Below are 25,597 nucleotides of genomic sequence, written 5' to 3' on the forward strand. Positions count from 1 at the left end.
AGGGAAACAACCCTGACCAACAGCTAAGGCCCCCAATTCGTGGCTAAGTGGGAAAGCATGTGAGACTTCCAAAACAACCAGGAGGTTGGCTTAGAAGCAGCCATCCTTTAAAGATAGCGTAACAGCTCACTGGTCTAATCAAGAGGTCTTGCGGCGAAGATGTAACGGGGCTCAAGCCACGAGCCGAAGCTTTGGATGCACATTTATGTGCGTGGTAGCGGAGCGTTCTGTGATATAGAACGCTGCCTCTTTAGCCCTTCGGGGTTACGGAGGCATTGTTCTGACTGTGAAGCCGGGCTGTAAGGCATCCGGTGGAGTGATCAGAAGCGAGAATGTTGACATGAGTAGCGACAAACAGGGTGAGAGACCCTGTCGCCGAAAGTCCAAGGGTTCCTGCTTAAAGCTAATCTGAGCAGGGTAAGCCGGCCCCTAAGGCGAGGCCGAAAGGCGTAGTCGATGGGAACCAGGTTAATATTCCTGGGCCAGGAGATGGTGACGGATCGCAGAGCTAGTTCTTCCTTATCGGATTGGAAGGGCTGGTGAGCGGTTCCTGGAAATAGCCCTCCACAAGACCGTACCCTAAACCGACACAGGTGGACTGGTAGAGAATACCAAGGCGCTTGAGAGAACCACATTTAAGGAACTCGGCAAAATACCTCCGTAAGTTCGCGAGAAGGAGGCCCCGTTGGTAGGCAACTATCGGCGGGGGGCACAAACCAGGGGGTGGCGACTGTTTACTAAAAACACAGGGCTCTGCGAAGCCGTAAGGCGACGTATAGGGTCTGACGCCTGCCCGGTGCCGGAAGGTTAAAAGGAGATGTGCAAGCATTGAATTGAAGCCCCGGTAAACGGCGGCCGTAACTATAACGGTCCTAAGGTAGCGAAATTCCTTGTCGGGTAAGTTCCGACCTGCACGAATGGCGTAACGACTTCCCCGCTGTCTCAAATGTGGACTCAGCGAAATTGAATTGTCTGTGAAGATGCAGACTTCCCGCGGTTAGACGGAAAGACCCCATGCACCTTTACTATAGCTTCGCACTGGCATCAGGATTGTGATGTGCAGGATAGGTGGTAGGCATCGAAGCAGTGACGCCAGTCGCTGTGGAGCCATCCTTGAGATACCACCCTTCGCACTCTTGATGTCTAACCGCGGCCCGTTATCCGGGTCCGGGACCCTGCGTGGTGGGTAGTTTGACTGGGGCGGTCGCCTCCCAAAGAGTAACGGAGGCGCGCGAAGGTTGGCTCAGAGCGGTCGGAAATCGCTCGTTGAGTGCAATGGCAGAAGCCAGCCTGACTGCAAGACTGACAAGTCGAGCAGAGACGAAAGTCGGCCATAGTGATCCGGTGGTCCCGAGTGGAAGGGCCATCGCTCAACGGATAAAAGGTACGCTGGGGATAACAGGCTGATGATGCCCAAGAGTCCATATCGACGGCATCGTTTGGCACCTCGATGTCGGCTCATCTCATCCTGGGGCTGGAGCAGGTCCCAAGGGTATGGCTGTTCGCCATTTAAAGAGGTACGTGAGCTGGGTTTAGAACGTCGTGAGACAGTTCGGTCCCTATCTGCCGTGGGTGTAGGATACTTGAGAGGAGTTGCCCCTAGTACGAGAGGACCGGGGTGAACGTTCCACTGGTGGACCAGTTGTCGTGCCAACGGCAGTGCTGGGTAGCTATGAACGGACAGGATAAACGCTGAAGGCATCTAAGCGTGAAGCCCCCCTCAAAACAAGGTATCCCTTGAGAGCCGTGGAAGACCACCACGTCGATAGGCCGGAGATGTAAGTGCAGCAATGCATTCAGTTGACCGGTACTAATGGCTCGATTGGCTTGATTTGATCCGGAAGAAGACAGATCAATCTGTCACGCTTCCAAAAGCATCCTTGGACAACCGAAACCCTGCAAAGGGTAACGCCGATCCGTTTCTTTCCCGGTCTGGTGGCCAAAGCACGAGCAAAACACCCGATCCCATCCCGAACTCGGCCGTTAAGTGCCGTCGCGCCAATGGTACTGCGTCTCAAGACGTGGGAGAGTAGGTCACCGCCAGACCTGGAAAGAAACGGTTCTCTCAAAACGATGAAAAAACGCCGAAAACCAGGCAAAACGGCGCGGGGTAGAGCAGCCCGGTAGCTCGTCAGGCTCATAACCTGAAGGTCGCAGGTTCAAATCCTGCCCCCGCAACCAAAAATCAAAATACATCAATACACCAAAAACGCCCCAAGGGGCGATCTCCGCGTTCGAGGGAATTCGGCCCAACACCAGGAAAAGTGCTCCTGACGTTGCCCCCAACTCTTACCCACGAGGCAGGCTTCGCGAACCAGAATATGCTCTCGTTAATGAAGCACGGTTCTAGCAAGATTCCCCTCGACCGCGTCCCGTCTCTAGCCCGCGCGCTTGAGGTTGACCCCGCCAGGCTAATGCAGCTCGCTCTCGAGCAGTCGGTCGGCAAGACGGCAGCTTCCGCGATCCTCGAGACGTTCGGCACACCCACGACCGAAAATGAGCGAGCCTGGCTGGACGAAATTCGCGAAGTATCCGATCAGACCGATCCGCGGCTCACAACAAGGTCGCGGTCCGCACTGCGCGCTATCTTCGGGAGATAGAGACATCCCTAGCGCTGCACAGAAGTTGGTATTTTTGTTGGTAACGAATTCTTGACGACGAAAATCGCCAGCAAAATAAGAATGAAAAAGAGAAAGGTGGCGGAGACGAAGGGATTCGAACCCTCGAGACGGTTTCCCGTCTGCACCCTTAGCAGGGGTGTGCCTTCGACCACTCGGCCACGTCTCCGTCGACCCGTATATTGGTGACGTTTCGGGGAAACAAGGGGTTTCTGGAAGAGTGAGGCAAACTTGCTTCGGCACATGGCGGATGGGTCTCGTTGCGTTTGTTGTATGCGGGAATTGTGGCGGCCGTGGCCTGCCGCGGGATCTTTTCTCCACTGTCGGTAAGCACCCCGCCCAACCTGAGCAGGGTCAATGAAGAAGGCGGGACTTACAGAAGCGCGATTCTGTGTCGTATGCACGGCGTGTCGAAAGGGACTTTCTCCAACTGGAAGGCCAAGTTTGGCGGCATGACGATGGCAGACGCGAAGCGGCGCGGGCTGTGTGACTTGGCCAAATTGCGTCCGGTCTGGTTCTGGCGACGTCTCTCGTCCTCGTGCGCCGCGAGGGCGATCGCCTGGATCTATCGACTCAACCTGAGGAAGGGTTGAGGGTGCGCAAGTGGAAGGCCGTCCGTTCGCGGGTTCCTGTCCTGGTCGGCGCGCTAGCCAATGCACGCCGGTCGCTGGACTTCGCTGCGGATCTTCCGTTCGTCCATGACCGGTTCGGCAATGGCCAGTGAAGGAAGTTTGCGCAGGGCGCGGCGCATCAGTCTGTCAGAAGAAGGCCCACTCGCCCAGCAAGGTCGTCGGAACCTGCGATCTTGCCGATGAACTTACCCGGCCAGGCATAAGGCTGGCTGTGCCGGGCAAAAAGCAGGCCGTGGGTTTCGGCCAGAACGGGGATTTCGTCGCCGAAAGGTACGGTGATCGTGGCGATCCTTTGGCCCATGACCACGGTTTCGCCCAGTTCGGCATGGTAAACGATCAGCCCGCTTGCCGGGGCCTGGATTTGCGCCATTGCCGTTAATTGCGAGGCCGCGCATGCCAGCTCTGGCAGCGGGGGCAGGGACTCGGCATCAACGAAACCCCGACGGGCAAGTATCCGGAAGAGAGCTGTCGCCTGAGCCTGCGCGAGGTCGGGATCGACATCGTCATTGCTGCCCAATTCGATTGTCGTGGCCAGGCATGCCGAGGGCACAGGGCAACCGGGATAGCGCCTTGCGAGCTCCCACCAGGGTCCGCTCAGGGCTTCGTCGAAAGGATGCCCACCCGACACCTCTGCCAGGAGCACGGCCTTGGCGCAAAATTCGGCTGCGATGTCTGAGGATTGGGGCCAAAGCGGCGTCCCGACATAGATATGCGGCAGGGCCTGGTTGTCGGCATGCAGATCCAGCACCAGATCTGCGTCATGGGCCCAGGTCAGAAGCCGGTGCCGCATGGCTTCCAGCGCCGTCCGCGGCCGCATCTGACCCAGAATCCGTGCCATCCCGGCGCGAATGATGGCCACGTTTGCCACGGCATCGCCACCCAGTGGCAAGTCGGTCAGGCCAGCTGCGAGATCGGCATAACCGCGATTGAAATTTTCACCCGTCAGGGTGTCCTTGCGGCCCAGAAGGAAGCCGCGCTCGTGCTGGGTCAGTCCAAGCGGATTGGCCTGGGGCACGATGACGATCTCGCCCCGGATGCGATCATCGCGGGCGGCCGCATCGAGCATGGGGCGCAGGTGATGCAAAGCGAGCATGCCCGGGAATTCGTCCGCGTGCAGCCCAGCCTGGATATAAGCCTTGGGACCGGTTCCCGCTTCTCCGTAGCGATAGGCTGACATGGCGCGGCGGTTTCCTGCCGCATCGGCAGGAAGGCTGAATTCGAGGCGTTCGGCCAGGCTGTGCACGGGCATGTCCTTGACGGTTCTTGGGCCCTCGCGGGCCGAACCCGGCCCAAGGCGGTCGCTGGGGCCGGGAGCGGGATCAGGCGTTGAAGAGGAAGTGCAGGACGTCGCCGTCCTTCACCTCGTAGGACTTGCCCTCGACCCGGAACTTGCCCGCTTCGCGTGCGCCGGCTTCGCCCTTGTAGGTGATATAGTCATCATAGGCGACGGTTTCGGCACGGATGAAGCCGCGCTCGAAATCGCCGTGGATCACGCCTGCGGCCTGCGGAGCCAAAGTGCCCTTGTGGATGGTCCAGGCGCGGGCTTCCTTCGGGCCGACGGTGAAATAGGTATCAAGTCCCAACAGGGCGTATCCCGCGCGGATCAGGCGGTCGAGCCCGGCTTCGTGCAGGCCCATTTCCTCGAGGAACATCGAGGCCTCATCGGCGGGAAGCTGGCTGATCTCTTCCTCGATCTTGGCCGAGATCACGACGTGACCCGCCCCCTGCTCGGCGGCCATGGCGGCGACCCGCTCGGACTGGCTATTGCCCTCCGCTGCCTTGTCCTCTTCGACGTTGCAGACGTAGAGCACGGGCTTTGCGGTCAGAAGCTGAAGCATCGCCCAGGCCTTCTGATCCTCTTCCGCGACCTCGACGGTGCGGGCGGGCTTGCCGGATTCCAGCGCAACCTGCGCTGCCTTGAGCAGCTTTTCCTGCGCCACCGCCTCTTTGTCGCCCCCCTTCAGCTTGCGCTGAAGGTTGGCAAGCCGGCGCTCGACCGATTCGAGATCGGCGATCATCAGTTCGGTCTCGATGGTTTCGGCGTCTGCGATCGGGTCGACGCGGCCTTCGACATGGGTCACGTCACCATCTTCGAAACAGCGCAGGACATGTGCGATGGCGTCGACCTCGCGGATATTGGCGAGGAACTGGTTGCCGAGCCCTTCGCCCTTGGAGGCGCCCTTCACGAGGCCCGCGATATCCACGAAAGTGATGCGGGTCGGAATGATCTGCTTTGAGCCCGCAATCGCCGCAAGCTTGTCCAGCCGCGGGTCCGGAACGGCGACATCGCCCACGTTCGGTTCGATCGTGCAGAAGGGGAAATTCGCCGCCTGCGCGGCAGCGGTCTTCGTCAGCGCGTTGAACAGCGTCGATTTGCCCACGTTCGGCAGGCCGACGATCCCCATGCGAAAGCCCATGATGCACCCCTTTTGTACGGATTTCCGCGCCTTTTATGGGCGGGGGCGCGCCAAGTCCAGTGCGGGCGATTGATCTTCCCCTGCGGAAGGGATTAACCCTTGGCGGCGGATTGAAAACGGCGGACAGGGAACCGGGCGCGCATGACCAGAATCGACGACACCTTCGCACGGCTTGCTGAAAACGGTAGCAAGGCATTTGTCGCTTACATGATGGGTTGTGATCCCGATTATGACAAAGCGCTCGAGATCATGTGCGGTCTGCCCGACGCAGGCGTCGACATCATAGAACTGGGCGTGCCCTTTACCGATCCCATGGCCGACGGCCCGACGATTCAGGCGGCGGGCCAGCGCGCATTGGAGGCGGGCGGCAGCGTTACCAAGGTGCTGGACATGGTCCGCGCCTTCCGCGCCGGGAATGACAGCACCCCGATCGTGCTGATGGGCTATTACAACCCCATCTACGCGCGGAAGGGCGGCGTCGATAGCTTCATCGCCGAGGCGGTCGAGGCTGGCGTCGACGGCCTGATCGTCGTTGACCTGCCCCCCGAGGAAGATGATGAGCTTTGCCTTCCAGCCAATCGTGCGGGGATGAATTTCATCCGCCTTGCCACTCCGACAACGGATGACCGCCGTCTGCCCGCCGTGGTCAAGAACACCTCTGGCTTTGTCTATTACGTTTCGGTCACCGGCATCACCGGCGGGCCGGCCGCGAATGCCGCCGATGTCGCGCCGGAGGTTGCCCGGATTCGTGCCGCGGCGGGTCTTCCGGTCGTCGTGGGCTTTGGCATCTCGACCCCCGAAGCCGCGAATGCCGTGGCGGGCGTCGCAGATGGCTGCGTCGTGGGCTCGGCCATCGTCAAGCTGATCGGCGAGGGGCGCTCTGTCCCCGAGGTGCTGGGCTTTGTCTCGGATCTGGCCAGCGGCGCGCATTCCGCGGCCTGATCCTGGAAGTGCTTGGCGCATGTTCGCGATCACGGAACGCCGGGTTCCGCGATCGCGGCCTGCCCCGTGGCCCGACAGGCGCTAGATCTACTGCAGCAAGGTTGGCATCCTCAGCTTCGGCGTCTCGCTGCCCTGGTCCGCTTCGGGATCGGGAAATCTGACGGGATACCCGATGCACGATGCCGCTCAGCATTGAGAGGCGACAGGGGAAAGCAGGATGACTTCGGGCATACATCATGTGACCGGCATCACCCGACGGGTGCAGGCGAATGTCGATTTCTACGCCGGTTTCCTGGGATTGCGTCTGGTCAAGAGGACCGGGGGCTTCGAGGATGCGGAACAATTGCACCTGTTCTATGGTGACGCCATCGGCGCCCCGGGTTCCATCATCACGTTTCTTGTGTGGGAGGACGGGGCGGCCGGGCGTGTAGGCCACGGGCAGGTCGGAGAAATCGCCCTTGCCGTGCCGCCGGACTCTATCGGAACGTGGTTCACCCGCGCGATGAGCGCGCATGTGCCGGTTCAGGGTCCGTCCCGCGAGTTCGGCGAAACGGTGCTGCGGCTCAGGGACCCGGATGGGGTGATCGTGAAGCTGGTCGGTGCCGATCTGCCTGCGGTGGCGCCGCTTCCCGATGCGATTGCACCGACCAGGTTGCGGGCGGTGACGCTGCTGACCGAGAACGCGGATGAAACGGCCCAGTTTCTCGCCCGGTTCGGCTATCGCCCTTCGGTCACTGAAGGCGCAATTCGGCGTCTCGTTTCCGATAGCGACGTGGTGGATGTGCGCGATGCGGCCGGCTTCTTTCCCGGCATAGCTGGAACCGGTGTCCTGGATCACGTTGCTTTTCGGGCAAGGGATGCCGAAGCCGTGCGGCAGATGCGGCTTGAATTGCACGACTCGGACGTGACCAATGTTCACGACCGGAAATATTTCCTGTCGCTCTACGTGCGCGAGCCCGCCGGCATCCTTCTGGAATATGCCACCGATGCACCCGGTTTCACCGTCGACGAACCGGCAGACGATCTGGGACGCAGGCTGTTCGTGCCGCCTCAGGATGCGAAGCGGGCCGAGGATCTGCGCGTCCTGCTTCCACAATTCGCCATGCCGGGTGAGGAAAGGATGCCGATGCGCGATCTGCATTTCGTGCATCGCTTCCATCAACCCGAAGATGCGGATGGCAGCACGATCATCCTGCTTCACGGTACCGGTGGCACTGAGGCCGATCTCATGCCGCTTGCGCATCGCATCTCACCTGGGGCGCAATTGCTAGGCGTGCGTGGACGCTCTACCGAAGAAGGGATCAATCGCTGGTTTCGCCGCTTTGACGCCGTGACCTACGATCAGCAGGATATCCGCGCCGAGGCCGAGGCCTTTGTCGCCTTCCTCGCGGAAGCGCAGCGCGCATATGGGCTGAACCCCGGCCGGACCAGCATTCTTGGCTACTCCAACGGCGCAAACCTCATCGGCGCGATCCTGCAGCTTTACCCGCTTGTGATCCGGCGGGCTGCGTTGTTGCGAGCGGTTCAGGTGCTCGAAGACATGCCTGCGCAAGAACCGGGCGCGCTTGTCGGTCAGGATGTGCTGATGCTGAACGGTGCGCAGGACATCTTCGCCCCGATGGCGCCCGCGCTGGAGGGGGCGTTGCGCAGCGGCGGGGCCCAAGTCGAAAGCAGAACGCTGCCTGCGGGACATGAGCTCTCGGACGAAGATCTTACGCTGGTACGGGCCTGGATGGCCGAAGCCCGCCCATAAGGCGCTCCGAACAGGCAATCCGGCAAGACGGCTTGTTCCGTCAGGTTGACCTGATGGGCCCGAAGGTCGCGGATACCATGCCGGGCTTGCTACCGGCATGGTTGCCGTCTCATCGAGCCAGCTCGCGCCACGGTTATCTCGGGCCCGTCTCGGGATCGTCTCGGGATCCCCCGGTAGGCGTCTCTCCCTGTGCCGTGCACGAGACATGAGCGGGCAGTTCAGTTCACGACGAACTCGGCATGAAGTGCTCCGGCCGCATGTACGGCCTTCAGGATGTCGATCATGTCGCGCGGACGGATGCCAAGCGCGTTTAACCCCGCCACGACATCCGAAAGCGAGGATTCTCCGCTGACCTCGGCAAAGCCTATGCCCGGTTCCTGCGTGATATCGGCCTGACTGCGCGGCAACACGACCGTTTCTCCCGGCGCGAAGGGGTTTGGCTGGGAAACGATCGGCGCCTCTCTCACCCGCAGGGTAAGGTTCCCCTGGGAAACGGCGACCCGCGAAATGCGGACGTCCTCGCCCATCACGATCGTGCCGGATTTGTGGTCGATCACGACACGGGCGGCGGCTTCGGGCTCGACGGTGATGTTTTCGATCTGTCCGACGAGCCTTGCCAGATTGACCTTTCCCATGACCGAAGGGTCGATGTTGATCGTTCCCGAATCCTGCAGATTGGCAAGCCCGCTGGCCATCGTCCGGTTGATGGCCGCCTCGATCCGCGCAGCGGTCGTGAAGTCGGGGTTGCGCAGGGCAAGACGCAGGGTCGTCATCTGCGAGAAATCGAAATTCACCTCGCGTTCGACGCGTGCCCCGGCCGGGATCGTCCCGGTCGTCGGAACTCCTTGAACCACCGAGGCCGCCGCGCCACTCGCTTCGGCGCCGCCGGCAAGCACGGCGCCTTGTGCAACGGCATAGATCTCGCCATCCGCAGCATTCAGAGGCGTCATCACCAGGGTACCGCCAAGCAGGCTTTTCGCGTCGCCAATGGCCGCGACGCTCACCGCGATCTGAGAGCCCGCGCGGGAAAAGGGGGGCAGGGTCGCCGTCACGATCACGGCCGCGACGTTCTTTGGCCTGAAAGCCTCCTCGCTGACATTGACCCCCAGTCTTTCCAAAAGTCCGGCCATGATCTCTTCGGTGAAGGGTGAGTTGCGAATGCTGTCTCCCGTGCCACCCAGGCCCACGACAAGCCCGTAGCCGATCAGGTCGTTTCCCCTCACGCCGTCGACATTCGCCAGGTCCTTGATCCGGACGGGAACGGCATGGGCACAGGCCGTCCAGGCCAGCAGCGCGATCAGCCACGCGAAACCCCGCATCACAGGTAATCCGTGAGGTTGAGCTTCGACAGCCGCGCAGTCAGCGCGTATAGCGCTTCGACATTCGTTGCGAGTTCCTCGAGCGCCGATGCACTTTCAAAGGGGTCGGCGGAAATCATGCCGTTCCGGGCGATCGTCAAGGCCGAGACCTCCGCCTGGTTCGCAACGCGCACTCGGGCCAGTCGCTCCTCCTGCATGCCAATCGACCCTTGCGCCGAGATCAAATCGAGTTCCCCCGTGGCAAGACGGCTGGCGGCGTCCTTGGTGAGCTTGCGTGCGACGCTTGTGCCCAATTGGGGATTTTCCGCAGCATATGCGAGAATGGCCAACCCTTTCAGCATCTCGCTCAATTCCGCCGAATTCGCCGTGATCCCGACCGAGACCTTCTGTCCAGGTCCAATCGGAATGTCACTTGCAGCTGCACCTCCAAGATAACCAAGGTCGGCGAAGCCTCCCGATCCGGGGGCCGCGTCGAAATAGGCGTCAATTCCAGCGACTATCTGGTCAGGGTCCGTCAGCCCGGAAACGGCGGTTCCGACCTGCGCCATGAGGGTGTCGTATTGGACCACGGCCAACCCGGTCGATCCGCTGCCCGAGAATATGTGCCTGCCCGCGACTGACTGGTTCAACATCTGCAGAACCGAACGCAAATCCTCGGGCCCTTTCTTCAACTGAACCTGCAAGGCGGTATCAGATGACAGAAGCGAGTCGGACAAGAGCGTCGGAATGGTCCCAGACACGAGCGTGTGCATGCTGGTCAGCGACGTCTGCAATCCCGACAGGAAGGTTTCGGCCTGGGCAAGGTTCTGCCCCAGCACACTCAGCATTCCCAGCCGCGATTCGACCTGGGAAATGCGCACCATGTCTCCGCCAAGCGCGGCCGGAATGTCCGATTTGATCCCGCTGGTCACTTCGCCGGACAATTCGGCAAGCTTCGATTTCATCGCCGATTGCGACAGGCGCAGTTGATGGCTGCGGGCAAGGTCGCCCACGGAATTGAAATTTGTCATGTCAGCCTCAGGATCTGGTCAAGCATGTCATTGGCCGCCTGCAGTACCTTCGCATTCGCCGCATAGGCCGTCTCAAGCGCGAGAAGGGTTTCCATTTCGGCATCGGTGTCGACGCCGTCGGCCAGCAGTGCCGTCTTGAGCCCGTCCGAATAGCCCTGGTCCTGCTGGGCTCGCGCCTCGCTGCGCAGACGGTTGGAGGCCGCGCCCGACGAAAGCTGCGATGCAAGCCCCAGCATGTCGCGTGCCGTGGTTCCCAAGTGGTGTGACGACGGGGTGCGGCTGTCGGAAAGCGCCCCTGACATCGCAAGCAGGCGGCTGCCGTCACCCGCATCACCGCCATCGGTGGCGTTGAGCCCCGCCCGGATCCGCCAGATCTCTCCGCCCTGGGCGGGATCGGCCAGTTTCGTCACCGCGATACGGTTCGCCAGTCCGGTGAAGTTGGCGGCATCGAAATTGCCCTGCGCATCAGTGAAGAGGCCGTGCTGGTCGATCGAAAGCGTCGGATCGACGCCCGGGTCGGCAAACCTTTGGTAAAGCTCCATCGCGAATGCGTCGATCTGCGCCTGGTAGGCAGGTGCGGAACTGTCCCTGATTTCGAAATGCGCGGCCAGAGTGCCACCGCCAAACAACCCCATTTCGGCCGAACCCAGCGCCTTGCCGTTGACCGACAGCATGGCCAATGCACCGTTCTCGACCGACATGTCCGCCGTGACATGGCCCTTCGCGGTGAATTCGATCGCAACCGGGTCGACCCCGTCGAGCAGCGTGGCACCGCCCTTCGTGTAGATGGCGACCCGTCCATTTTCGCGGCTGACCTCGACGATCGGGACGATGCCCGAGATGCCGTCGATCACTGCCTGTCGTGCATCGACCAGAGAGGAGGCATCCTGGCCCTGAGCCTGCCGAGCAGCGATCTGGCGGTTCAGCAGCGCCACCTGGGACAGAGATTCGTTCAGACGGTCAACATCCGACCTGATGGAGTTTTCGGCCGACGAACGGGCCTCTTCGATGGACTTCGCGATTGAGTTGATCTTGCCCGCAAGCCCTGCCGCCGCATCCAGCACATTCTGCAGCCTGATTTCGCTGTCGGGGCTGCCAGCCGCCAAAGTGATCGCCTCATCGAGGCTGCCCAGAGACGTTGCGAGCGAATTCGTTGCTGCGGTTGTTCCGAAGGCAGCCTCCAACGCTGCATGAAAGCTTGCCATTACGCTGGAATTCCCGGCTTTGGCGGCGGCAAGGCGATTGTCGGCCACAAGCGCCGCATTCACGATGCGACGGACGCCATCGATGCTCACCCCGCCGCCGCCAGCCGAATGGATCCGGGACGAGAGCTCGAGCTCCCTCCGGGCGTAGCCTGCGACCGACTTGTTCGAGACATTGGTCGCGACGAGTTCTGTTCCGCGGGTGGCCGCCGTCAGACCGGAGAGCGCCGAGGAGATTGCCGAAGAAAGGCTCATTGCCTTGATCCTTGTTCATGCCGTGACCGGCAAAACTGCACTAGCGTTTGATGTTGGTTGTTTCCTGAAGCATCTCGTCCACGGTCTGGATGATCTTCGCGTTCGACGAATAGGCACGCTGGGTCTGGATCAGATCGGTCAGTTCGGCCGCGACGTCGGTCGTCGAGCCCTCTCTCGCATATCCGACAATGGATCCGGTCGGGCCATCACCCGCCTCCCACAGGAAGAAAGCCCCCGAGTTCGGCGAAATCTTGAAAGTCTGATTGTCGAGCGCGATCAATCCGTTCGGGTTGGGCACATCGACCAGGGGCACCTGATACAACGTGCGGGTCATGCCATTGTCATAAGTCCCTTGGAGATAGCCGTTTTCGTTGATCTCGAGCCCGACCAGAACACCCGCCGGAGTGCCGTTCTTGGTGATGTTCATGGGTGCGAAATCCGAGCTGATCTGCGTCATGCCCGATGTCCCGCCCGTCCCGCCAAGGCTGATCTGGATCTGCTGCGCCGCGTCGATGGTCAGAAGCTGCGTCGCCGGATCGTAGCTACCCGCCGGGGCAAGGGCCGAAATCGACTGAAGCGGTCCGCCCGGAACATCCGAGAATTGCAGATCGTACATGCCGACCACCTCGCTGCCCCCGGGTTTCGAGGAATCGACGATTTCCATCGTCCAGTGGTTCGTTCGCCCGGTTCCGACTGGATCGACGACTGGGGTAAAGGTGATCGTCAGGGTCTGGGATGCGCCGAGATTGTCGTAATATTCGACAGAGGTGCTGTAGGGGGTGGCCGTAGTTGCCGCAGTTGCGTCGGCGGGAAGGTTGAAGCCAAGGCTTACCGCCGTCGTGGGTTCTGCATAGACGTCATTCGTGCTGATCTTGATCGGCTGCAATCCTGTCGTCGTATCTCGTGGCATGGACGGGATCGTTCCATCGCGATTCGCAGGCCAACCCAGCAGGACAAGCCCGGAGGAGGTCTGCAGGATGCCACTTTCGTCCAGGCGGAAGGCGCCGGTACGCGTCAGCGACAGCGATGGGCTTCCGCCTTGCAGCGAGGCAATCTCGGAGGCGTTCATCACCGGCAACATGCCACGGCCTGAAATCGCGATGTCCAGCGCATTGCTGGTTCCGACGAGACTTCCACTTTTCTCGACGTCGCGAAGGGTCTGGGACAGGACGCCGCCGGCCGCGTACTGCCCCCCGCCGCTGCCGCCTATCACCACGCTTTCGAATTCCGTCGAGACCCGACGATATCCGTAGGTGCTTGAATTCGCGATGTTGTCAGAAATGCCGGCAAGCCGCGCGGCATTCGCGGAGAGACCGGATACTCCGGCGCTGAGGGCAGATGAGATCGACATGTCACGTCATCCTGTATGATTCGTGTCGGTTCAGTTTTCGGGGCGGGGGGTTAAGATCGGACTAATGGCCGGTGGGTTGGCGGCCTATCTGAGCAGGATCAGCTCGATCCTGTTGTTGCTGGGGTCCATCGGGTTGACAGAGCGGTTGCGACGGTCGGCATAGGCCGTCACCCTTTCGATCCGGCGGGTGTCAAGCCGTGCCTTTTCAAGGAGGTTGCGCACCGCATGTGCCCTTGCATCCGATAACGCCCAGACAGGAGAATGAATGAGCAAGTCCGGATAGGTCCTGACATGGCCCTGAATCGAAAGGGGGTTCCGCACCCGTTCGAGGACCTGCGCAAGGATCACGGAGAGTTCGTGCAAAGCCGGGGTCGGTTGAGCGCTGTTTTCCGCGAAAAGCGGCTCGTCCATCAGATCGGTCAGTTCAATGACCAGCCCTTCATCCGTCATCCGGGTGATCACATGCCGAAGCAGGTTGACCCGCTGCATGGATTCGGCCCCGCTGCCCGTCAGTTCGTCCTGAACATGGCGCGCGAGTTCTTCGAAATCTTGTGCACGAATATCGCCGCCCCGATTGTCGCGCGACGCCCCGATGCCCTTGCCCGAATTGCTGTCGCTGTCCTGCTGCTCGCCTCCGAAGGCGCCGTCTGATCCGCCGAGAGTGGATTGCACGATCGTCGGGTTGAAATATTGCGCGAGCCCCTGGCGCTGCTTTTCGGTCGTGGCATTCAAGAGCCACATCAGCAGGAAGAAAGCCATCATCGCGGTGACGAAATCCGCATAGGCGACCTTCCACGCCCCGCCATGGTGACCCGTCTCACCGCCGCCCCGGACCTTCTTGATGATGATTGGCGCAACGCGCTCTTTCGTGGCCATGCTTCGCCCTTCTCGAAACTCCTGTGCCGAGAATTGCCTGCCCCCGGCTAAAAACCAGTTAATCGATCAATTGTGAGCTATTTTCGCTCGTCCTTGGTTGTGACGGGTGTGTGGGGGTGCGATCCCGCCTTGAAAGGGGCAGGGCAGATCCTATTCTGAAGAGCATGCAGGATGCGGTGAGCTATGATCTGACGACAGGACGGGGGCTGGTGGCATGCCCCCGCTGCGATGCGCTGCATCTCGAACGGGACCTGGCGCCGGGCGAGACCGCTCGCTGCCTTCGGTGCAATGCTGTGCTTGCCAGCCCCAGGTCCGGGGCCTTTACCCGGATCATCGCGCTGTCCTTCACAACCTTTGTGCTGATGATCGGCGCGGTCTTCTTCCCGTTTCTCGAGATCTCGCGGATGGGTTTTGGCAATGAGACATCGCTTTTCGGGGTGGCCATGGCATTTTCACATGGTGCGCTGATGCCCCTGACGGTTGCTCTTCTTGGCACGATCGTCGGGCTGCCGGTGCTGCGCGCAATGCTGCTTGTCTACACCCTGCTGCCGCTGTCACGCGGGCGCCCGCCGTTTTCCCATGCGGTTCCCGCCTTTCGCCTGTCCGAGACGCTCCGGCCATGGTCGATGGCCGAGATCTTCGTGATCGGCACCGCCCTCGCGCTGGTCAAGGTCGGCGGGCTTGCCAATATCAGCTTTGGCCCGGCTTTCTGGGCCTTTTGCGGCCTGATCCTTGTCAATGCGGCAAGCAATGCCTTCACAAGTGCCGCCACGATCTGGGACGCGATCGAGGATGGCATGCGCGCAGACGAGGCGGCGCGGATGGTCGAGGGGGCCCGGCAATGAGCGAAACCCGAAACGAGGGCGCGCCCGATCATGGCGCGCCGATCATGACGGCGCATCGTGCACGGCTTGTCGGCTGCCGAAGCTGTGGCAGGGTCTGGCCCGAGGTCGAGACGGTCTGCGCCAGGTGCGGCGCCGACCTTGTTCCTCCTGACAGGCGGTCACTGAATGCGGTCTGGGCGTGGCTGGCGGCGGGGCTCATCTTCTACATTCCCGCGAACCTCTTTCCGATGCTCAAGACCACGACTTTCGGTGGACTCGCCGGAAATGACGAATCGACGATCTTTGGCGGTGTCCTTGAACTGATCCATTATGGAAGCTGGTTCGTGGCGGGCGTGATCTTCATCGCGTCGATCATGGTCCCGATCGGCAAGTTCGTGGCGATCGGCTGGCTGGCCGTGGTGGCCGGGCGCCCCGCGACGGTCGAGGCAGCGCATTCCCGCCTGAGACTGTACGAGGTGGTCGAATTCATCGGGCGATGGTCGATGATCGACGTATTCGTCGTGGCAATTCTTTCCGCACTTGTTCAACTCGGGTTCGTTGCCTCGATCCATCCCGGTCCGGCGGCGGTGTGCTTCGCCCTTTCTGTTGCCTTCACCATGCTTTCCGCGCAAAGCTTCGACCCAAGGCTGATCTGGCGCGGGCTGCCGCTGCGACGCCGCAGTGACTGAACAGGACTGAATGACAGACACACCTTCGCCCGACAAAGAGCCCTCTGCCCTCAAACCCGCCGAACCCGTCCGTCAATCCACGTCTCGTGGGGTTCGCGCGGGTTCGTCGCTGATCTGGCTTGTGCCCATCTTGGCATTGATCGTGACCTTGGGCGTAGGCTGGAACGCGATTGCCAGCAGGGGGACGTTGATCTGGGTTGACTTCAAGGACGCGACGGGGATCACGCCAGGGGAAACCGCGCTGAAGTTCCGAGAGATCACCGTCGGCAAGGTCGAATCGGTGCGGTTCACCGAAGACCTGAAGCAGGTCAGGGTCAGCATCCGAGTGGACAAGGACCTGGCGCCCTTCATCGACGATGATGCACAGTTCTGGATCGTTCGGCCACAGGTCTCCGCGCAGGGGATCTCGCGGCTCGATACTGTCCTGACGGGCTCGTTCGTCGAAGGGTATTGGGATGACAACGCGGCCGAGCGGCAAACCGAGTTCAAGGGGCTGGAAAAGCCGCCGCTGAACAGCACAGGTCAGAACGGAACCTGGATCGTCCTTGCGGCCGAACGCTCGCGGGGGATGACGGAAGGGGCGCCCGTCCTGTTCCGGGGTATTCCTGTCGGGCAGATGCAGAACCTGCGGCTTGATGAAAACGATCAGCGCGTGCTGGCAGATGTCTTCATAGCCGCCCCGCACGACAAAAGGCTGACCACGAACACCGTGTTCTGGGACACGTCCGGTTTCTCGATTTCCCTCGGCGCACAAGGATTGGCGCTGAACGTCAACTCGCTTGCCTCCGTGCTGCAGGGCGGAGCCGAATTCGCGACACTCACGTCCGGTGGCGAACCGGTCGAGAACGGGCATGTCTTCTCGCTTCAGCCCGATCAGGAATCGGCGCGTAACAACCTCTTCTCGGATCAGGGCAACATGATCCGGTTGACGATGCTGGTCGATGAATCGGTCAAGGGGCTCGAGACAGGAGCAAATGTTCAATACATGGGCCTCACGGTCGGTCGCGTCACCAATCTTGCCGCGCGGATCGTCAAGACCGAGGAAGGCGGCGACCGGATCGAGCAGGAAGTCACGCTTGCCCTGACCCCCGACCGCGTGGGACTGGCCGGGGATGCAAGCCCAGAGGCGGCCGAGGAGTTCGTGGCCGAACAGGTGCGCAACGGCTTGCGCGCGCGGATCGCAAGCGCTGGTTTCTTTGGCACCTCGCTTGAGGTCGAGCTGGTGAACCTGCCCGATGCGCCCCAGGCCGAGCTTGATCGCGACGCTGAACCCTTTCCAGTCATCCCCTCGGCGCCGGGTCAGGTATCGGATTTTTCCGAGACGGCGCAGGGTTTCCTGGCGCGCGTTGGCGAGCTTCCGATCGAGGAGGCCGTGAAATCGGTCACCGACATGATGAATTCGGTGACCGCGCTCGTCAGCAGCGAGGATGCGCGCGCCATTCCGGGCACGCTGCGCGGAACGCTTGAAGGCGCCAGGTCTGCCGCTGGGGAGATGCGGCAGATTGCCACCGAGCTGCGCGAATCCGGGGCCGCGAGCCAGATCCGCAAGCTCGTCGATGAGGCGGCGGCCGCGGCTGAAGCGGTCAAGCTGGCGGCGGCCGACGTGCCGGGCATGGTGCAGGAAATCGACAAGGCGGCCGGAAAGGTAGCTGAGGTCGATTTCACCGCGATCTCGACCGAAGCCGAGGGCATTTTGCGCGATGTTCGGGCCATGATCGGATCGGAAGATGCCGAGCAGCTTCCGAAGAATCTCTCGGACACATTGCAGGCGGCTTCGGGCCTGCTTACCGATCTGCGGGACGGCAACGCAGCTGGCAGCCTGAACGAAGCCCTTGCCTCTGCAAGGAACGCGGCCGACAGCGTCTCGACCTCTGCGGAACGCTTGCCCCAACTTTCTGCCCGGCTCGAGGCACTGGCGGCCCGTGCAGAAAGCGTGATCGCGGCATATGGCGAGCGTTCCACCTTCAACACCGAATCCATAAACCTCATGCGCGAGATGCGCCGCGCTGCGAATGCCTTTGGCGGCCTTGCCCGCACCATCGAACGCAATCCGCAAGCCTTCATCCTGGGACGATAAGATGCGCCACTTCCTTACCGCTTCCGCACTTCTCGCCGCGCTGGCGGCCTGTTCGCATGGTGAAAATACCGCCCGCTACCTGATCGACCCGCCCCAGACCGGAGAGCGCCTGCCGAACCGGCTGGGCACGACTGAACTCAGGGATGTGTCGCTGCCCGAATATGCTTCGGCAAGCGAGGTCAGTTGGCAGAGCGAAGACGGGGCAGTGCGTTCGAATACCAAGCAGCTCTGGGCTGACAACCCGCAGCGCGCATTCACCCAATCGCTGGCTCGCGCGATATCGGACATTTCCGGCGCAACCGTGATCAGCGAGCCTTGGCCATTGGCCGAGCCGCCACGCCGGACCCTGGAAGTGAGGGTCGAAAAGGCCCTCGCGCAATCGAACGGCACTTACCGGCTCGGCGGGCGTTATTTCATAGGCGATGCCCGATCCGGTGGTGCCAATCAGTCCCGCAGCTTCGATATCTCGGTGCCGATGGGCGTCGAGGGGGGCAAGGCTTCTCCCGCGACGGTGGCGCGTGCGCAATCCGTCGCGATCGCCCAGCTTGCCCGGCAAATCGCCACTCTGGGCGGCCCGGGGGATTCGCTGCGGACCTCGGCACCGGCGTCGTCCAGCATGGACGACATCTTCTCGCAACCGCTTCCGCCTCTGGACGGCAGCTGAGCGCTAGCTTTCGGCCGGGTCGAACTGGCCAAAGCGGCCGGCTGCGAAGACCAGCGGATGATCACCGGGGCCGGCGACGGTCACCCGCAAAACGCGACCGATCACCACGGAATGGTCGCCTGCATCATGTACGGCGTGAGTCTGGCAATCGAAACGCGCAGCCGCGCCCGGGATGACCGGAACGCCTTCCTCGTTCGAAAGATGGTCGAGCGCATCGAATTGTGCTCCGCCTCTGGTGAAGCGCAGGCAGGTGTCCAGCTGCTCGGCGCCCAGGACATGGACGGACCAATGCACCGCATCGGCGAAAGTGCCGTGCCGTGCCGAAGCCCTTGCTGGGCACCAGAGCACCAGCGGCGGTTCCAGCGAGACGCTGCTGAAGCTGTTGACCGTCATGCCGATCGGACCGCTTGGGCCTTGGGTCGTCACGACAGTCACCCCCGTCGCAAAGCGCCCGAGGGCTTCACGCAGCAACCGGGCCTCTGCAGTTGCGGGGTGGAAGGTGATTTCGTCGGCGAGCCTGTCGCGGGTCGCGGGGGGAATGCGGCGCATGCGAGGGCCCTGTCTTCTGCGGTCGCCCCATTCTTAACGTCGCGTCCGGCGGGCATCAAGTTGGGGCCGGCCCCCGTGCTGCGTGATCGGGGCCAAGTGCCGAAAGAAGCTGGCCATGCAGGCGGGGCGGGGCGATCACCAGCCCGTCGGCCAGGGCACGGGCCGTGTTGAAGGAAATGCAACGACCGGAAAGGTCGGTCGCGATGCAGCCCGCGCGTTCGGCGATCAGGCTACCTGCGGCGATATCCCATTCCCAGGCGGCGCGGGTTGAAAGCGTGGCGTTGAAGCGCCCTTCGGCCACGAGGCAAAGCCGCCAGGCGAGCGACGGCCGGAATTCGCGCCTGATCGTCGGCTGTCTGCCACGCCAGAAGGCAGGGTCGAGACTGGGTTTGGAGGTCAGGACGCGCGCACCCGCGATGTCGTGTTCGCAGGGCGACAGCGACTCGCCGTTCAGGACGGCGGGTCCCCCGGCCGTCGCCGCATAGGTCATGCCGGATGCAGGCAGGTGAACGACGGCGGCCGAAATGCGGTTCCCGGTGGCGATCGCCAGAGAATGGGAAAATCCTTCCTGCCCGGCAAGGAAGGCCCTCGTGCCGTCGATCGGGTCGATGATGAAGCAATGCTCGGCGTCGAGTCGCGAAGGATCGTCGGTCGATTCCTCGCTGAGCCAGCCGTAATGCGGGCGCGCGGCAAGCAGCATGTCTTCGAGATGGGCGTTCACCGCCAGATCGGCCTCGCTGACGGGGCCCGCTCCTTCGCCCTTGTCCCATGCCCGAGGATCGTTGCGCCAGTAGCGCATCGCGATCTCGCCTGCCTCGTGGGCGGCCCGTTCCAGCAGCTCGAGATCACTCTCCGGCAACGGTCATCCCTTCGACCAGCAGGCTGGGCACCCGCATGCCACGCCAATCCCGGATGTCATTGGCGGCGGTCAGGCGCATCAGCATGTCGCGCAGGTTGCCCGCGATGGTGCATTCGTTGACCGCGTGGGTGATTTCACCGTTCTCGACCCAGAAGCCGCTGGCCCCCCGCGAATAATCCCCGGTCGTCGAGTTGATCGACGCGCCCAGCATCGAGGTCACGACCAGGCCGCGCCCCATCTCGCGGATCAGGTCATCGCGGCTGAGCTCTCCGGGGGTCAGGGCAAGGTTCGTCACGCCAGGCGTGGGTGGGCCCCCGACACCGCGCATCGCGCTGGCGGTTGAATCCATGCCCAGCTTGCGTCCCGTTGCCAGGTCCAGCGTCCAGCCCTGAAGGATACCGCCGCGGACCAGGGCACGCTCTGCTGTCGGCAGGCCCTCTCCGTCGAAGATGCGCGAGCCGCCCATGCGTTTCAGTTGTGGCTGTTCGATCAGGTCGAACCCAGCAGGCAGCACCTGCTCTCCCAATGCGTCGCGCAGCCAGCTTGCGCCCCGTGCGATGGCCGCGCCATTCGCGGCGCTGACCAGATGACCGATCAGCCCCGAGGCGACGCGTTCGTCATAAAGGATCGGAAAGGCCCCGGTCGGAGGCTTCCTGGCCCCGCGCCGCTCGACGGTGCGCTGCCCCGCGAGGCGTCCGATTTCCTCGGGCTCCGGCATGTCCGATCCATGGACCCGAGACTCCCCGGCCCAATCGCGTTCCATCGTCGTGCCTTCGCCGGTGATGGCGATGGTCGAGACGCCATGACCGCTGCGCCCGAGGCCGGCCGAGAAACCATTCGTGGCCGACATCCACATGTGACGGCGCGAAAAGGATGCCGAGGCGGATTCGATCTTCGATATTCCCTGGACTGCGACTGCGGCGGCTTCCGCGCGCAGCGCGGCTTCCTGCAGGGATTCGGGGCTGGGATCGGGATCATGGTCAAAAAGATCCAGCCTGCTGCTGTCGGTATCGTGTGCAAGCTGCCCGGGATCGGCCAGGCCAAGTGCGTCATCGACGGGCGCCTCGCGGGCCATGGCGACCGCGCGCGCGGCCATGTCCTCGATCGTTCGCGCGGAATGGTCCGACGCGGAAACGCAGGCCTGCCGTCCGCCAAGCAGCACGCGCAGCCCGATCTCGACCCCTTCGGCGCGCTCTGCGAGCTCAAGGCGACCGCCCCGGACATCGACCGAAACCGCCGAGGCCTCGACGGCGACGGCATCGGCCTGATCGGCGCCCGCGCGGCGCGCCGCGGCAAGGAGCTGCTCAGTAAGGGACTGGAGGCGGGACGTATCGGGCATGGCTTCTCCTGGCATGGAAGCGGGGGCCGGCATTGTCTCCGGCCCCCGTCGAAATCAGGCCGGAGCGCGGCTGGGCGCGCACCCCGGCAGTTCCTTACTTGATCTGCTGACCATTGGCAAAGATCGAGCCGCCTTCCTTGAGCTCCAGATCTGTCGCCATCTTGTCGGGACTGCCTTCGACCGGCTTGGCAAACATGGCCAGCATCATGCGGGCGCCCATCATCTGCTCTTGCGGGATCAGACCGATGCTGCCCAGCGTATCGAGCAGAGCATTCAGCCCCTCGTATTCCGCGTGGATGTGGCCGATGGGCGCGCCGATACCCTCTTCGGTCGCCTTGAGCTCGCCGGTGGCCAGCAGGTTGGCGCCCAGAAGGTTCAGGGCAAGCTTGTTGATGTTCATTTCGACCGGTTCGAATCCGGTTGTCTCTTCCGCAGCCATTTCGTCAGTCATCGCGTCCGGTTCGGCCCGTTCCTGAGCGTCGTCGGCCGATGCGTCGGCATCGTCGGCCAGCGTCTCAGGCATGGCGAAGACATCGCGCGTGACCTTCATCAGGCCCGAGAGATCCAGTTCCAGCGAGGCCGGATCACGCGGCAATTTCGCAGTGGGGTCGAACATGCTCCAAAGATCGTCGGACATGGTCACGCCGTTCAGCAGATAGGTAAACTTGAACGGCTGAGCTTCGTCGGATTGCGAGACGGGCAGTTGCATCTCGACACCGGCATTCTCGATCCCATAGCTGACCGGGAAAGGGATCTGGGGCGAGGTCAGCTCGAAATCCACCGCATCCGAGGAAAGCTTGTAACCCATGCCGTCTTTCGACAACGAGAAATTGGCCTTGATGCCCTGGCCCAGGTATTTGCCTGCGCCTTGCGAAGGTTGGCCTTCTTCGTCAACGCCTTCATAGTCGAAGGTCGCGTTGACGCTGTCCGCATCAAGCGCTCCGTTCATGGACAGCCCGGCTTTCAGCGCGGCGTCCATCTGCTCGTCCAAATCCTTGAACTCGCCCGGGGCGTCCATGCCGCCCTTCATGTTCAGCCCGTTGAGGCTGCCCGCGAACTTGACCGCTCCGCCTTCGTCATCAGTGACGTCGCCCTGGAAGGTCAGGGCCTCGGAGTTCATGTCGTAATCGTATTTGTTCGGCGCGCCCGTGACGATGTGCAGCATCCCGGTCGATTTCGTCAGCCCGAAGCTCATCGGCAGCGGCGTTTCCTCGCCATTGTCGGTCATCGTCGTCATGACCAGTTCGATGCTCGGATAGTCGAACTCATGCGTCATGTCTTCCGGTGCGCCCGAGGTCACGATGCCATTGCCGGGCAACATGATCTTTACCGGAACCGCGTAGTCGCCCCCTTCGGGATCCCTGCCCGCGACATCAAGCGACATTTCCTCGGCGAAAACGGTTTTGACCTTGCCATCTCCCTGATCGCTCAAAGCGACCGAGGGAACCTTGAACGTCATGGTATTGCCTTCGGCGCCCCCGGCAATCAGCACATCCCGCAGGGTCAGCGTGCTGCCTGCCTTGTCGCGGCTTCCTTCGGTAACGGAATAGCCCACCGATTGATAGTAATCGACCCAGGACTGCCAGACCTGTTCCGGAGTGACATCGGCGAAGGAGGGCGCGGTCATGGCAGCGAGTGCCAGGGCGGAGCTTGTCAGACGGCGGAACATTTCAATACCTTTCGTGGTCCGTTAAGCAATAGAAGAGCACCAGACGGGGTTTTGCCATACCCCCCGTGGGAGGGATAGCATGATCTTGAACGAATTCTCGTACGGGACCGGCCGGATAACCATTGCCCGGCCGGAAAAGGCGAACTCGTTGACCGCCGAAATGCTGTCTGCGCTGATCGCGGCATTCGAGCAGCTTGCACAACGCGAGGATCTGCGTGCGGTGATCCTGACGGGACAGGGCAAGGTCTTTTCAGCCGGGGCCGACCTTGACGAGGCGCGCGCGGGCCTCGCCATGTCGGACCTGTGGGAACGGCTTTCGGCGCGGGTCGCGTCAATGCCCTGCCTGACCATCGCGGCCCTCAACGGCACGCTGGCGGGTGGTGCGATGGGCATGGCGCTGGCCTGCGACATGCGACTTTGCGTGCCCGAGACGAGGATATTCTACCCGGTGATGCGGCTTGGATTTCGTCCGCCCGCCAGCGATCCGGGGCGGCTTTCCACCTTGATCGGCCCGTCGCGCGCCAAGATGATCCTGATGGCCGGGCAGAAGATTTCCGCGCAAGAGGCACTAAGCTGGGGACTCGTCGACCGCATCCACCCGGCTGAAAGTCTGCTAACCGAGGCCGAGGCCCTGACTGCGGATGCCTGCAAGGCCGTCACCGGCCATGTCGCGGCGATCAAGGCGATGCTTGCCTGACCGCCGCATCGCGCAGTCAGGCGTAGGCGCCTTCCTTCCCAAAATGGGTGCAAAGCATGTAGTAGACGACCGCACGATACTTGCTGCGGTTGGCGCTGCCATATTTGTCGACAACGGCCTTGATCGCGTCCATCAGCTCGGGCCCGTCGGGCAGGCCCAGCTTCTTCATCAGGTAGTTCTGCCTGATGCGCTCAAGTTCATCGGGGTCCGAGGCCGCGACGGTTTCGGCATCATCGCTATAGATCGCTGGCCCGCAGCCGATCACCACCTTGGTCAGCAGGTCCATGTCGGGCGCCATGCCCAGCTTGTCCTGCATGTCGGCAGCATATTTCGCGATCAGGTCGTCCCTTTTGCTCATCTTGCTTCCCCCCGAGATGTGATCCTCGGAGGGAAGCGTAGCGGGCTGATGCCAAATATCAACCAAAACCGCTGGCCTGATCTCAGTAGCGGTAATGCTCGGACTTGAACGGCCCTTCCGGAGTCACGCCGATATAGTCGGCCTGTTCCTTGGAAAGCGTCGTCAGCTTCACGCCGATCTTGTCCAGATGAAGCCGCGCGACCTGCTCGTCGAGATGCTTGGGCAGGATGTAGACGCCGGGCTGGTATTCGTCGCCCTTGGTCCACAGCTCGATCTGGGCCAGCACCTGGTTGGTGAAGCTTGCCGACATCACGAAGCTGGGATGGCCGGTGGCGTTGCCGAGGTTCAGCAGGCGTCCCTGGCTCAAGAGAATGATGCGATTGCCCGAGGGCATCTCGATCAGGTCCACCTGGTCCTTGACGTTCGTCCACTTGTGGTTCTTGAGCGCGGCGACCTGGATTTCGTTGTCGAAATGGCCGATATTGCCGACGATGGCCATGTCCTTCATCTCGCGCATGTGCTCGATGCGGATCACGTCCTTGTTGCCGGTGGTGGTGACGAAAATGTCGGCCGAGGCGACGACGTCCTCAAGCAGCACCACCTCGAAACCGTCCATTGCCGCCTGAAGCGCGCAGATCGGATCGACCTCGGTCACCTTCACGCGGGCGCCCGCGCCGCGAAGCGAGGCCGACGAGCCCTTGCCCACGTCACCATAGCCGCAAACCACCGCGACCTTGCCCGCCATCATGACGTCGGTGGCGCGGCGGATGCCGTCCACGAGCGATTCCTTGCAGCCATACTTGTTGTCGAATTTCGACTTGGTGACACTGTCGTTGACGTTGATCGCCGGGAAGGGCAGCAGGCCCTTCTTGTGAAGATCGTAAAGGCGATGAACGCCGGTGGTGGTTTCCTCGGAAACCCCTTGGATGGCGTCGCGCTGCTTGGTGAACCAACCGGGCGACTGCTCGAGACGCTTGCGGATCTGGGCAAAAAGCGCCTCTTCCTCTTCCGAGGTGGGGACGTCGATAAGGCCGGTTTCGCCAGCTTCGACGCGCGCGCCCAGCAGGATGTACATCGACGCATCGCCGCCATCGTCCAGGATCATGTTCGCCGTGCCTTCCGGGAACTGGAAGATCTGATCGGTATAGGACCAGTACTCCGTCAGCGTCTCGCCCTTGATCGCGAAAACCGGGATGCCAGCGGCCGCGATCGCGGCGGCGGCGTGATCCTGCGTCGAGTAGATGTTGCACGAGGCCCAGCGGACCTCGGCCCCCAGGGCGACAAGAGTTTCGATCAGCACCGCCGTTTGCACGGTCATGTGCAGCGAACCGGCGATCCGCGCACCCTTCAGGGGCTTTGCTTCACCGAACTGGGCGCGCAGCGCCATCAGCCCCGGCATTTCAGTTTCGGCGATGTCCAGTTCCTTGCGACCAAAATCGGCCAGGGTAATGTCTCGAATGATGTGATCGGTCACGGCGATGCCTCAAGAATGGGAAG

General features: G+C 62.2%; 21 protein-coding genes, 2 tRNA genes, 2 rRNA genes and 1 pseudogene (1 of these 26 cut by a window edge). 12 read left to right on the forward strand and 14 right to left on the reverse strand.

Going from position 1 to position 25,597, the window contains the following annotated elements; all coding sequences use genetic code 11:
• From RGQ15_RS04730 to RGQ15_RS04740, 3 genes are all read left to right on the forward strand, one after another.
• A 23S ribosomal RNA gene (locus RGQ15_RS04730) occupies positions 1-1,835 on the forward strand; it begins 996 nt to the left of the window's first position.
• 96 nt (positions 1,836-1,931) lie between these two features.
• Positions 1,932-2,046 (forward strand): 5S ribosomal RNA (gene rrf, locus RGQ15_RS04735).
• Positions 2,047-2,104: 58 nt separating this feature from the next.
• Positions 2,105-2,181, forward strand: a tRNA-Met gene (locus tag RGQ15_RS04740).
• 516 nt (positions 2,182-2,697) lie between these two features.
• On the opposite strand, the gene RGQ15_RS04745 is transcribed toward RGQ15_RS04740, so the two are convergent.
• Positions 2,698-2,787, reverse strand: a tRNA-Ser gene (locus tag RGQ15_RS04745).
• A gap of 220 nt (positions 2,788-3,007) precedes the next feature.
• Here RGQ15_RS04745 and RGQ15_RS04750 point away from each other — a divergent pair.
• A pseudogene (locus RGQ15_RS04750) lies at positions 3,008-3,094 on the forward strand (transposase); the annotation flags it as partial.
• 119 nt (positions 3,095-3,213) lie between these two features.
• Positions 3,214-3,342, forward strand: a complete 129-nt coding sequence (locus RGQ15_RS04755; protein ID WP_311159077.1) for a hypothetical protein — start codon at positions 3,214-3,216, stop codon at positions 3,340-3,342.
• A gap of 26 nt (positions 3,343-3,368) precedes the next feature.
• Here RGQ15_RS04755 and RGQ15_RS04760 read toward each other — a convergent pair whose 3' ends face one another.
• Positions 3,369-4,499 carry a succinylglutamate desuccinylase/aspartoacylase family protein gene (locus RGQ15_RS04760; protein ID WP_311159078.1) on the reverse strand — a complete coding sequence of 377 codons (1,131 nt, stop codon included), beginning with the start codon at positions 4,497-4,499 and terminating at the stop codon, positions 3,369-3,371.
• Positions 4,500-4,569: 70 nt separating this feature from the next.
• Positions 4,570-5,667, reverse strand: coding sequence for a redox-regulated ATPase YchF (ychF, locus tag RGQ15_RS04765; protein ID WP_311159079.1), 1,098 nt, complete (start codon positions 5,665-5,667; stop codon positions 4,570-4,572).
• A 141-nt stretch (positions 5,668-5,808) separates the two neighbouring features.
• On the opposite strand from ychF, the gene trpA reads away from it, so the two are divergent.
• Positions 5,809-6,609: a tryptophan synthase subunit alpha gene (gene trpA, locus RGQ15_RS04770; RefSeq protein WP_311159080.1), complete on the forward strand. Its 801-nt coding sequence runs from the start codon at positions 5,809-5,811 to the stop codon at positions 6,607-6,609.
• A gap of 217 nt (positions 6,610-6,826) precedes the next feature.
• Positions 6,827-8,362 (forward strand): VOC family protein, encoded by a 1,536-nt coding sequence (locus RGQ15_RS04775; protein ID WP_311159081.1) that lies wholly within the window; start codon positions 6,827-6,829, stop codon positions 8,360-8,362.
• Between the two features lie 218 nt (positions 8,363-8,580).
• On the opposite strand, the gene RGQ15_RS04780 is transcribed toward RGQ15_RS04775, so the two are convergent.
• The 5 genes from RGQ15_RS04780 to RGQ15_RS04800 form a co-directional block, all read right to left on the reverse strand.
• A complete protein-coding gene (locus RGQ15_RS04780) occupies positions 8,581-9,681 on the reverse strand; it encodes a flagellar basal body P-ring protein FlgI (RefSeq protein ID WP_311159082.1) in 1,101 nt (366 codons plus the stop codon).
• Complete coding sequence (locus RGQ15_RS04785) at positions 9,681-10,691, reverse strand: flagellar hook protein (protein WP_311159083.1); 1,011 nt, start codon at positions 10,689-10,691, stop codon at positions 9,681-9,683. The genes RGQ15_RS04780 and RGQ15_RS04785 overlap by 1 nt, the downstream gene beginning before the upstream one ends.
• On the reverse strand, positions 10,688-12,148 hold the full coding sequence (gene flgK, locus RGQ15_RS04790; protein WP_311159084.1) for a flagellar hook-associated protein FlgK: 1,461 nt from the start codon (positions 12,146-12,148) through the stop codon (positions 10,688-10,690). Before flgK ends, RGQ15_RS04785 begins: the two co-directional genes overlap by 4 nt.
• A 40-nt stretch (positions 12,149-12,188) precedes the next feature.
• On the reverse strand, positions 12,189-13,499 hold the full coding sequence (locus RGQ15_RS04795) for a flagellar hook protein FlgE (protein ID WP_311159085.1): 1,311 nt from the start codon (positions 13,497-13,499) through the stop codon (positions 12,189-12,191).
• A gap of 84 nt (positions 13,500-13,583) precedes the next feature.
• A complete protein-coding gene (locus RGQ15_RS04800) occupies positions 13,584-14,375 on the reverse strand; it encodes a flagellar motor protein MotB (protein WP_311159086.1) in 792 nt (263 codons plus the stop codon).
• 164 nt (positions 14,376-14,539) lie between these two features.
• Between RGQ15_RS04800 and RGQ15_RS04805 the strand changes: the two genes are divergently transcribed.
• The 4 genes from RGQ15_RS04805 to RGQ15_RS04820 are packed head-to-tail and all read left to right on the forward strand — an operon-like array spanning position 14,540 to position 18,629.
• Positions 14,540-15,220 (forward strand): paraquat-inducible protein A, encoded by a 681-nt coding sequence (locus RGQ15_RS04805; RefSeq protein WP_311159087.1) that lies wholly within the window; start codon positions 14,540-14,542, stop codon positions 15,218-15,220.
• Complete coding sequence (locus RGQ15_RS04810; protein WP_311159088.1) at positions 15,217-15,888, forward strand: paraquat-inducible protein A; 672 nt, start codon at positions 15,217-15,219, stop codon at positions 15,886-15,888. The genes RGQ15_RS04805 and RGQ15_RS04810 overlap by 4 nt, the downstream gene beginning before the upstream one ends.
• Positions 15,889-15,898: 10 nt before the next feature.
• A complete protein-coding gene (locus RGQ15_RS04815) occupies positions 15,899-17,965 on the forward strand; it encodes a PqiB family protein (RefSeq protein ID WP_311159089.1) in 2,067 nt (688 codons plus the stop codon).
• A 1-nt stretch (position 17,966) separates the two neighbouring features.
• Positions 17,967-18,629, forward strand: a complete 663-nt coding sequence (locus RGQ15_RS04820; RefSeq protein WP_311159091.1) for a PqiC family protein — start codon at positions 17,967-17,969, stop codon at positions 18,627-18,629.
• 3 nt (positions 18,630-18,632) lie between these two features.
• On the opposite strand, the gene RGQ15_RS04825 is transcribed toward RGQ15_RS04820, so the two are convergent.
• The 4 genes from RGQ15_RS04825 to RGQ15_RS04840 form a co-directional block, all read right to left on the reverse strand.
• Positions 18,633-19,178: a flavin reductase family protein gene (locus RGQ15_RS04825; RefSeq protein WP_311159092.1), complete on the reverse strand. Its 546-nt coding sequence runs from the start codon at positions 19,176-19,178 to the stop codon at positions 18,633-18,635.
• A gap of 55 nt (positions 19,179-19,233) precedes the next feature.
• Complete coding sequence (locus RGQ15_RS04830; protein WP_311159093.1) at positions 19,234-20,037, reverse strand: inositol monophosphatase family protein; 804 nt, start codon at positions 20,035-20,037, stop codon at positions 19,234-19,236.
• Positions 20,024-21,376, reverse strand: coding sequence for a TldD/PmbA family protein (locus tag RGQ15_RS04835; protein WP_311159094.1), 1,353 nt, complete (start codon positions 21,374-21,376; stop codon positions 20,024-20,026). The genes RGQ15_RS04830 and RGQ15_RS04835 overlap by 14 nt, the downstream gene beginning before the upstream one ends.
• 94 nt (positions 21,377-21,470) lie before the next feature.
• The gene (locus RGQ15_RS04840; protein ID WP_311159095.1) at positions 21,471-23,045 is read right to left on the reverse strand and encodes a DUF2125 domain-containing protein; all 1,575 of its coding nucleotides are present in this window, start codon (positions 23,043-23,045) and stop codon (positions 21,471-21,473) included.
• A gap of 79 nt (positions 23,046-23,124) precedes the next feature.
• On the opposite strand from RGQ15_RS04840, the gene RGQ15_RS04845 reads away from it, so the two are divergent.
• Complete coding sequence (locus RGQ15_RS04845) at positions 23,125-23,742, forward strand: enoyl-CoA hydratase/isomerase family protein (protein ID WP_311159096.1); 618 nt, start codon at positions 23,125-23,127, stop codon at positions 23,740-23,742.
• Between the two features lie 16 nt (positions 23,743-23,758).
• Here RGQ15_RS04845 and RGQ15_RS04850 read toward each other — a convergent pair whose 3' ends face one another.
• Both RGQ15_RS04850 and ahcY read right to left on the reverse strand, forming a co-directional pair.
• Entirely contained in the window at positions 23,759-24,100 is a 342-nt protein-coding gene (locus RGQ15_RS04850) for a DUF2853 family protein (RefSeq protein ID WP_311159097.1), read from the reverse strand.
• A gap of 82 nt (positions 24,101-24,182) precedes the next feature.
• Positions 24,183-25,574 (reverse strand): adenosylhomocysteinase, encoded by a 1,392-nt coding sequence (gene ahcY / locus RGQ15_RS04855; protein ID WP_311159098.1) that lies wholly within the window; start codon positions 25,572-25,574, stop codon positions 24,183-24,185.
• Between the last annotated feature and the right edge of the window lie 23 nt (positions 25,575-25,597).

The sequence above is a fragment of the Paracoccus sp. MBLB3053 genome (assembly GCF_031822435.1).
Taxonomy (GTDB): Bacteria; Pseudomonadota; Alphaproteobacteria; order Rhodobacterales; family Rhodobacteraceae; genus Paracoccus; species Paracoccus aurantius.

Coding starts and splice junctions, on each gene's coding strand:
- RGQ15_RS04760 (WP_311159078.1), bottom strand. CDS start 4,499: ATGCCCGTGCACAGCCTGGCCGAACGCCTCGAATTCAGCCTTCCTGCC.
- ychF (WP_311159079.1), bottom strand. CDS start 5,667: ATGGGCTTTCGCATGGGGATCGTCGGCCTGCCGAACGTGGGCAAATCG.
- trpA (WP_311159080.1), top strand. CDS start 5,809: ATGACCAGAATCGACGACACCTTCGCACGGCTTGCTGAAAACGGTAGC.
- RGQ15_RS04775 (WP_311159081.1), top strand. CDS start 6,827: ATGACTTCGGGCATACATCATGTGACCGGCATCACCCGACGGGTGCAG.
- RGQ15_RS04780 (WP_311159082.1), bottom strand. CDS start 9,681: ATGCGGGGTTTCGCGTGGCTGATCGCGCTGCTGGCCTGGACGGCCTGT.
- RGQ15_RS04785 (WP_311159083.1), bottom strand. CDS start 10,691: ATGACAAATTTCAATTCCGTGGGCGACCTTGCCCGCAGCCATCAACTG.
- flgK (WP_311159084.1), bottom strand. CDS start 12,148: ATGAGCCTTTCTTCGGCAATCTCCTCGGCGCTCTCCGGTCTGACGGCG.
- RGQ15_RS04795 (WP_311159085.1), bottom strand. CDS start 13,499: ATGTCGATCTCATCTGCCCTCAGCGCCGGAGTATCCGGTCTCTCCGCG.
- RGQ15_RS04800 (WP_311159086.1), bottom strand. CDS start 14,375: ATGGCCACGAAAGAGCGCGTTGCGCCAATCATCATCAAGAAGGTCCGG.
- RGQ15_RS04805 (WP_311159087.1), top strand. CDS start 14,540: ATGCAGGATGCGGTGAGCTATGATCTGACGACAGGACGGGGGCTGGTG.
- RGQ15_RS04810 (WP_311159088.1), top strand. CDS start 15,217: ATGAGCGAAACCCGAAACGAGGGCGCGCCCGATCATGGCGCGCCGATC.
- RGQ15_RS04815 (WP_311159089.1), top strand. CDS start 15,899: ATGACAGACACACCTTCGCCCGACAAAGAGCCCTCTGCCCTCAAACCC.
- RGQ15_RS04820 (WP_311159091.1), top strand. CDS start 17,967: ATGCGCCACTTCCTTACCGCTTCCGCACTTCTCGCCGCGCTGGCGGCC.
- RGQ15_RS04825 (WP_311159092.1), bottom strand. CDS start 19,178: ATGCGCCGCATTCCCCCCGCGACCCGCGACAGGCTCGCCGACGAAATC.
- RGQ15_RS04835 (WP_311159094.1), bottom strand. CDS start 21,376: ATGCCCGATACGTCCCGCCTCCAGTCCCTTACTGAGCAGCTCCTTGCC.
- RGQ15_RS04840 (WP_311159095.1), bottom strand. CDS start 23,045: ATGTTCCGCCGTCTGACAAGCTCCGCCCTGGCACTCGCTGCCATGACC.
- RGQ15_RS04845 (WP_311159096.1), top strand. CDS start 23,125: ATGATCTTGAACGAATTCTCGTACGGGACCGGCCGGATAACCATTGCC.
- RGQ15_RS04850 (WP_311159097.1), bottom strand. CDS start 24,100: ATGAGCAAAAGGGACGACCTGATCGCGAAATATGCTGCCGACATGCAG.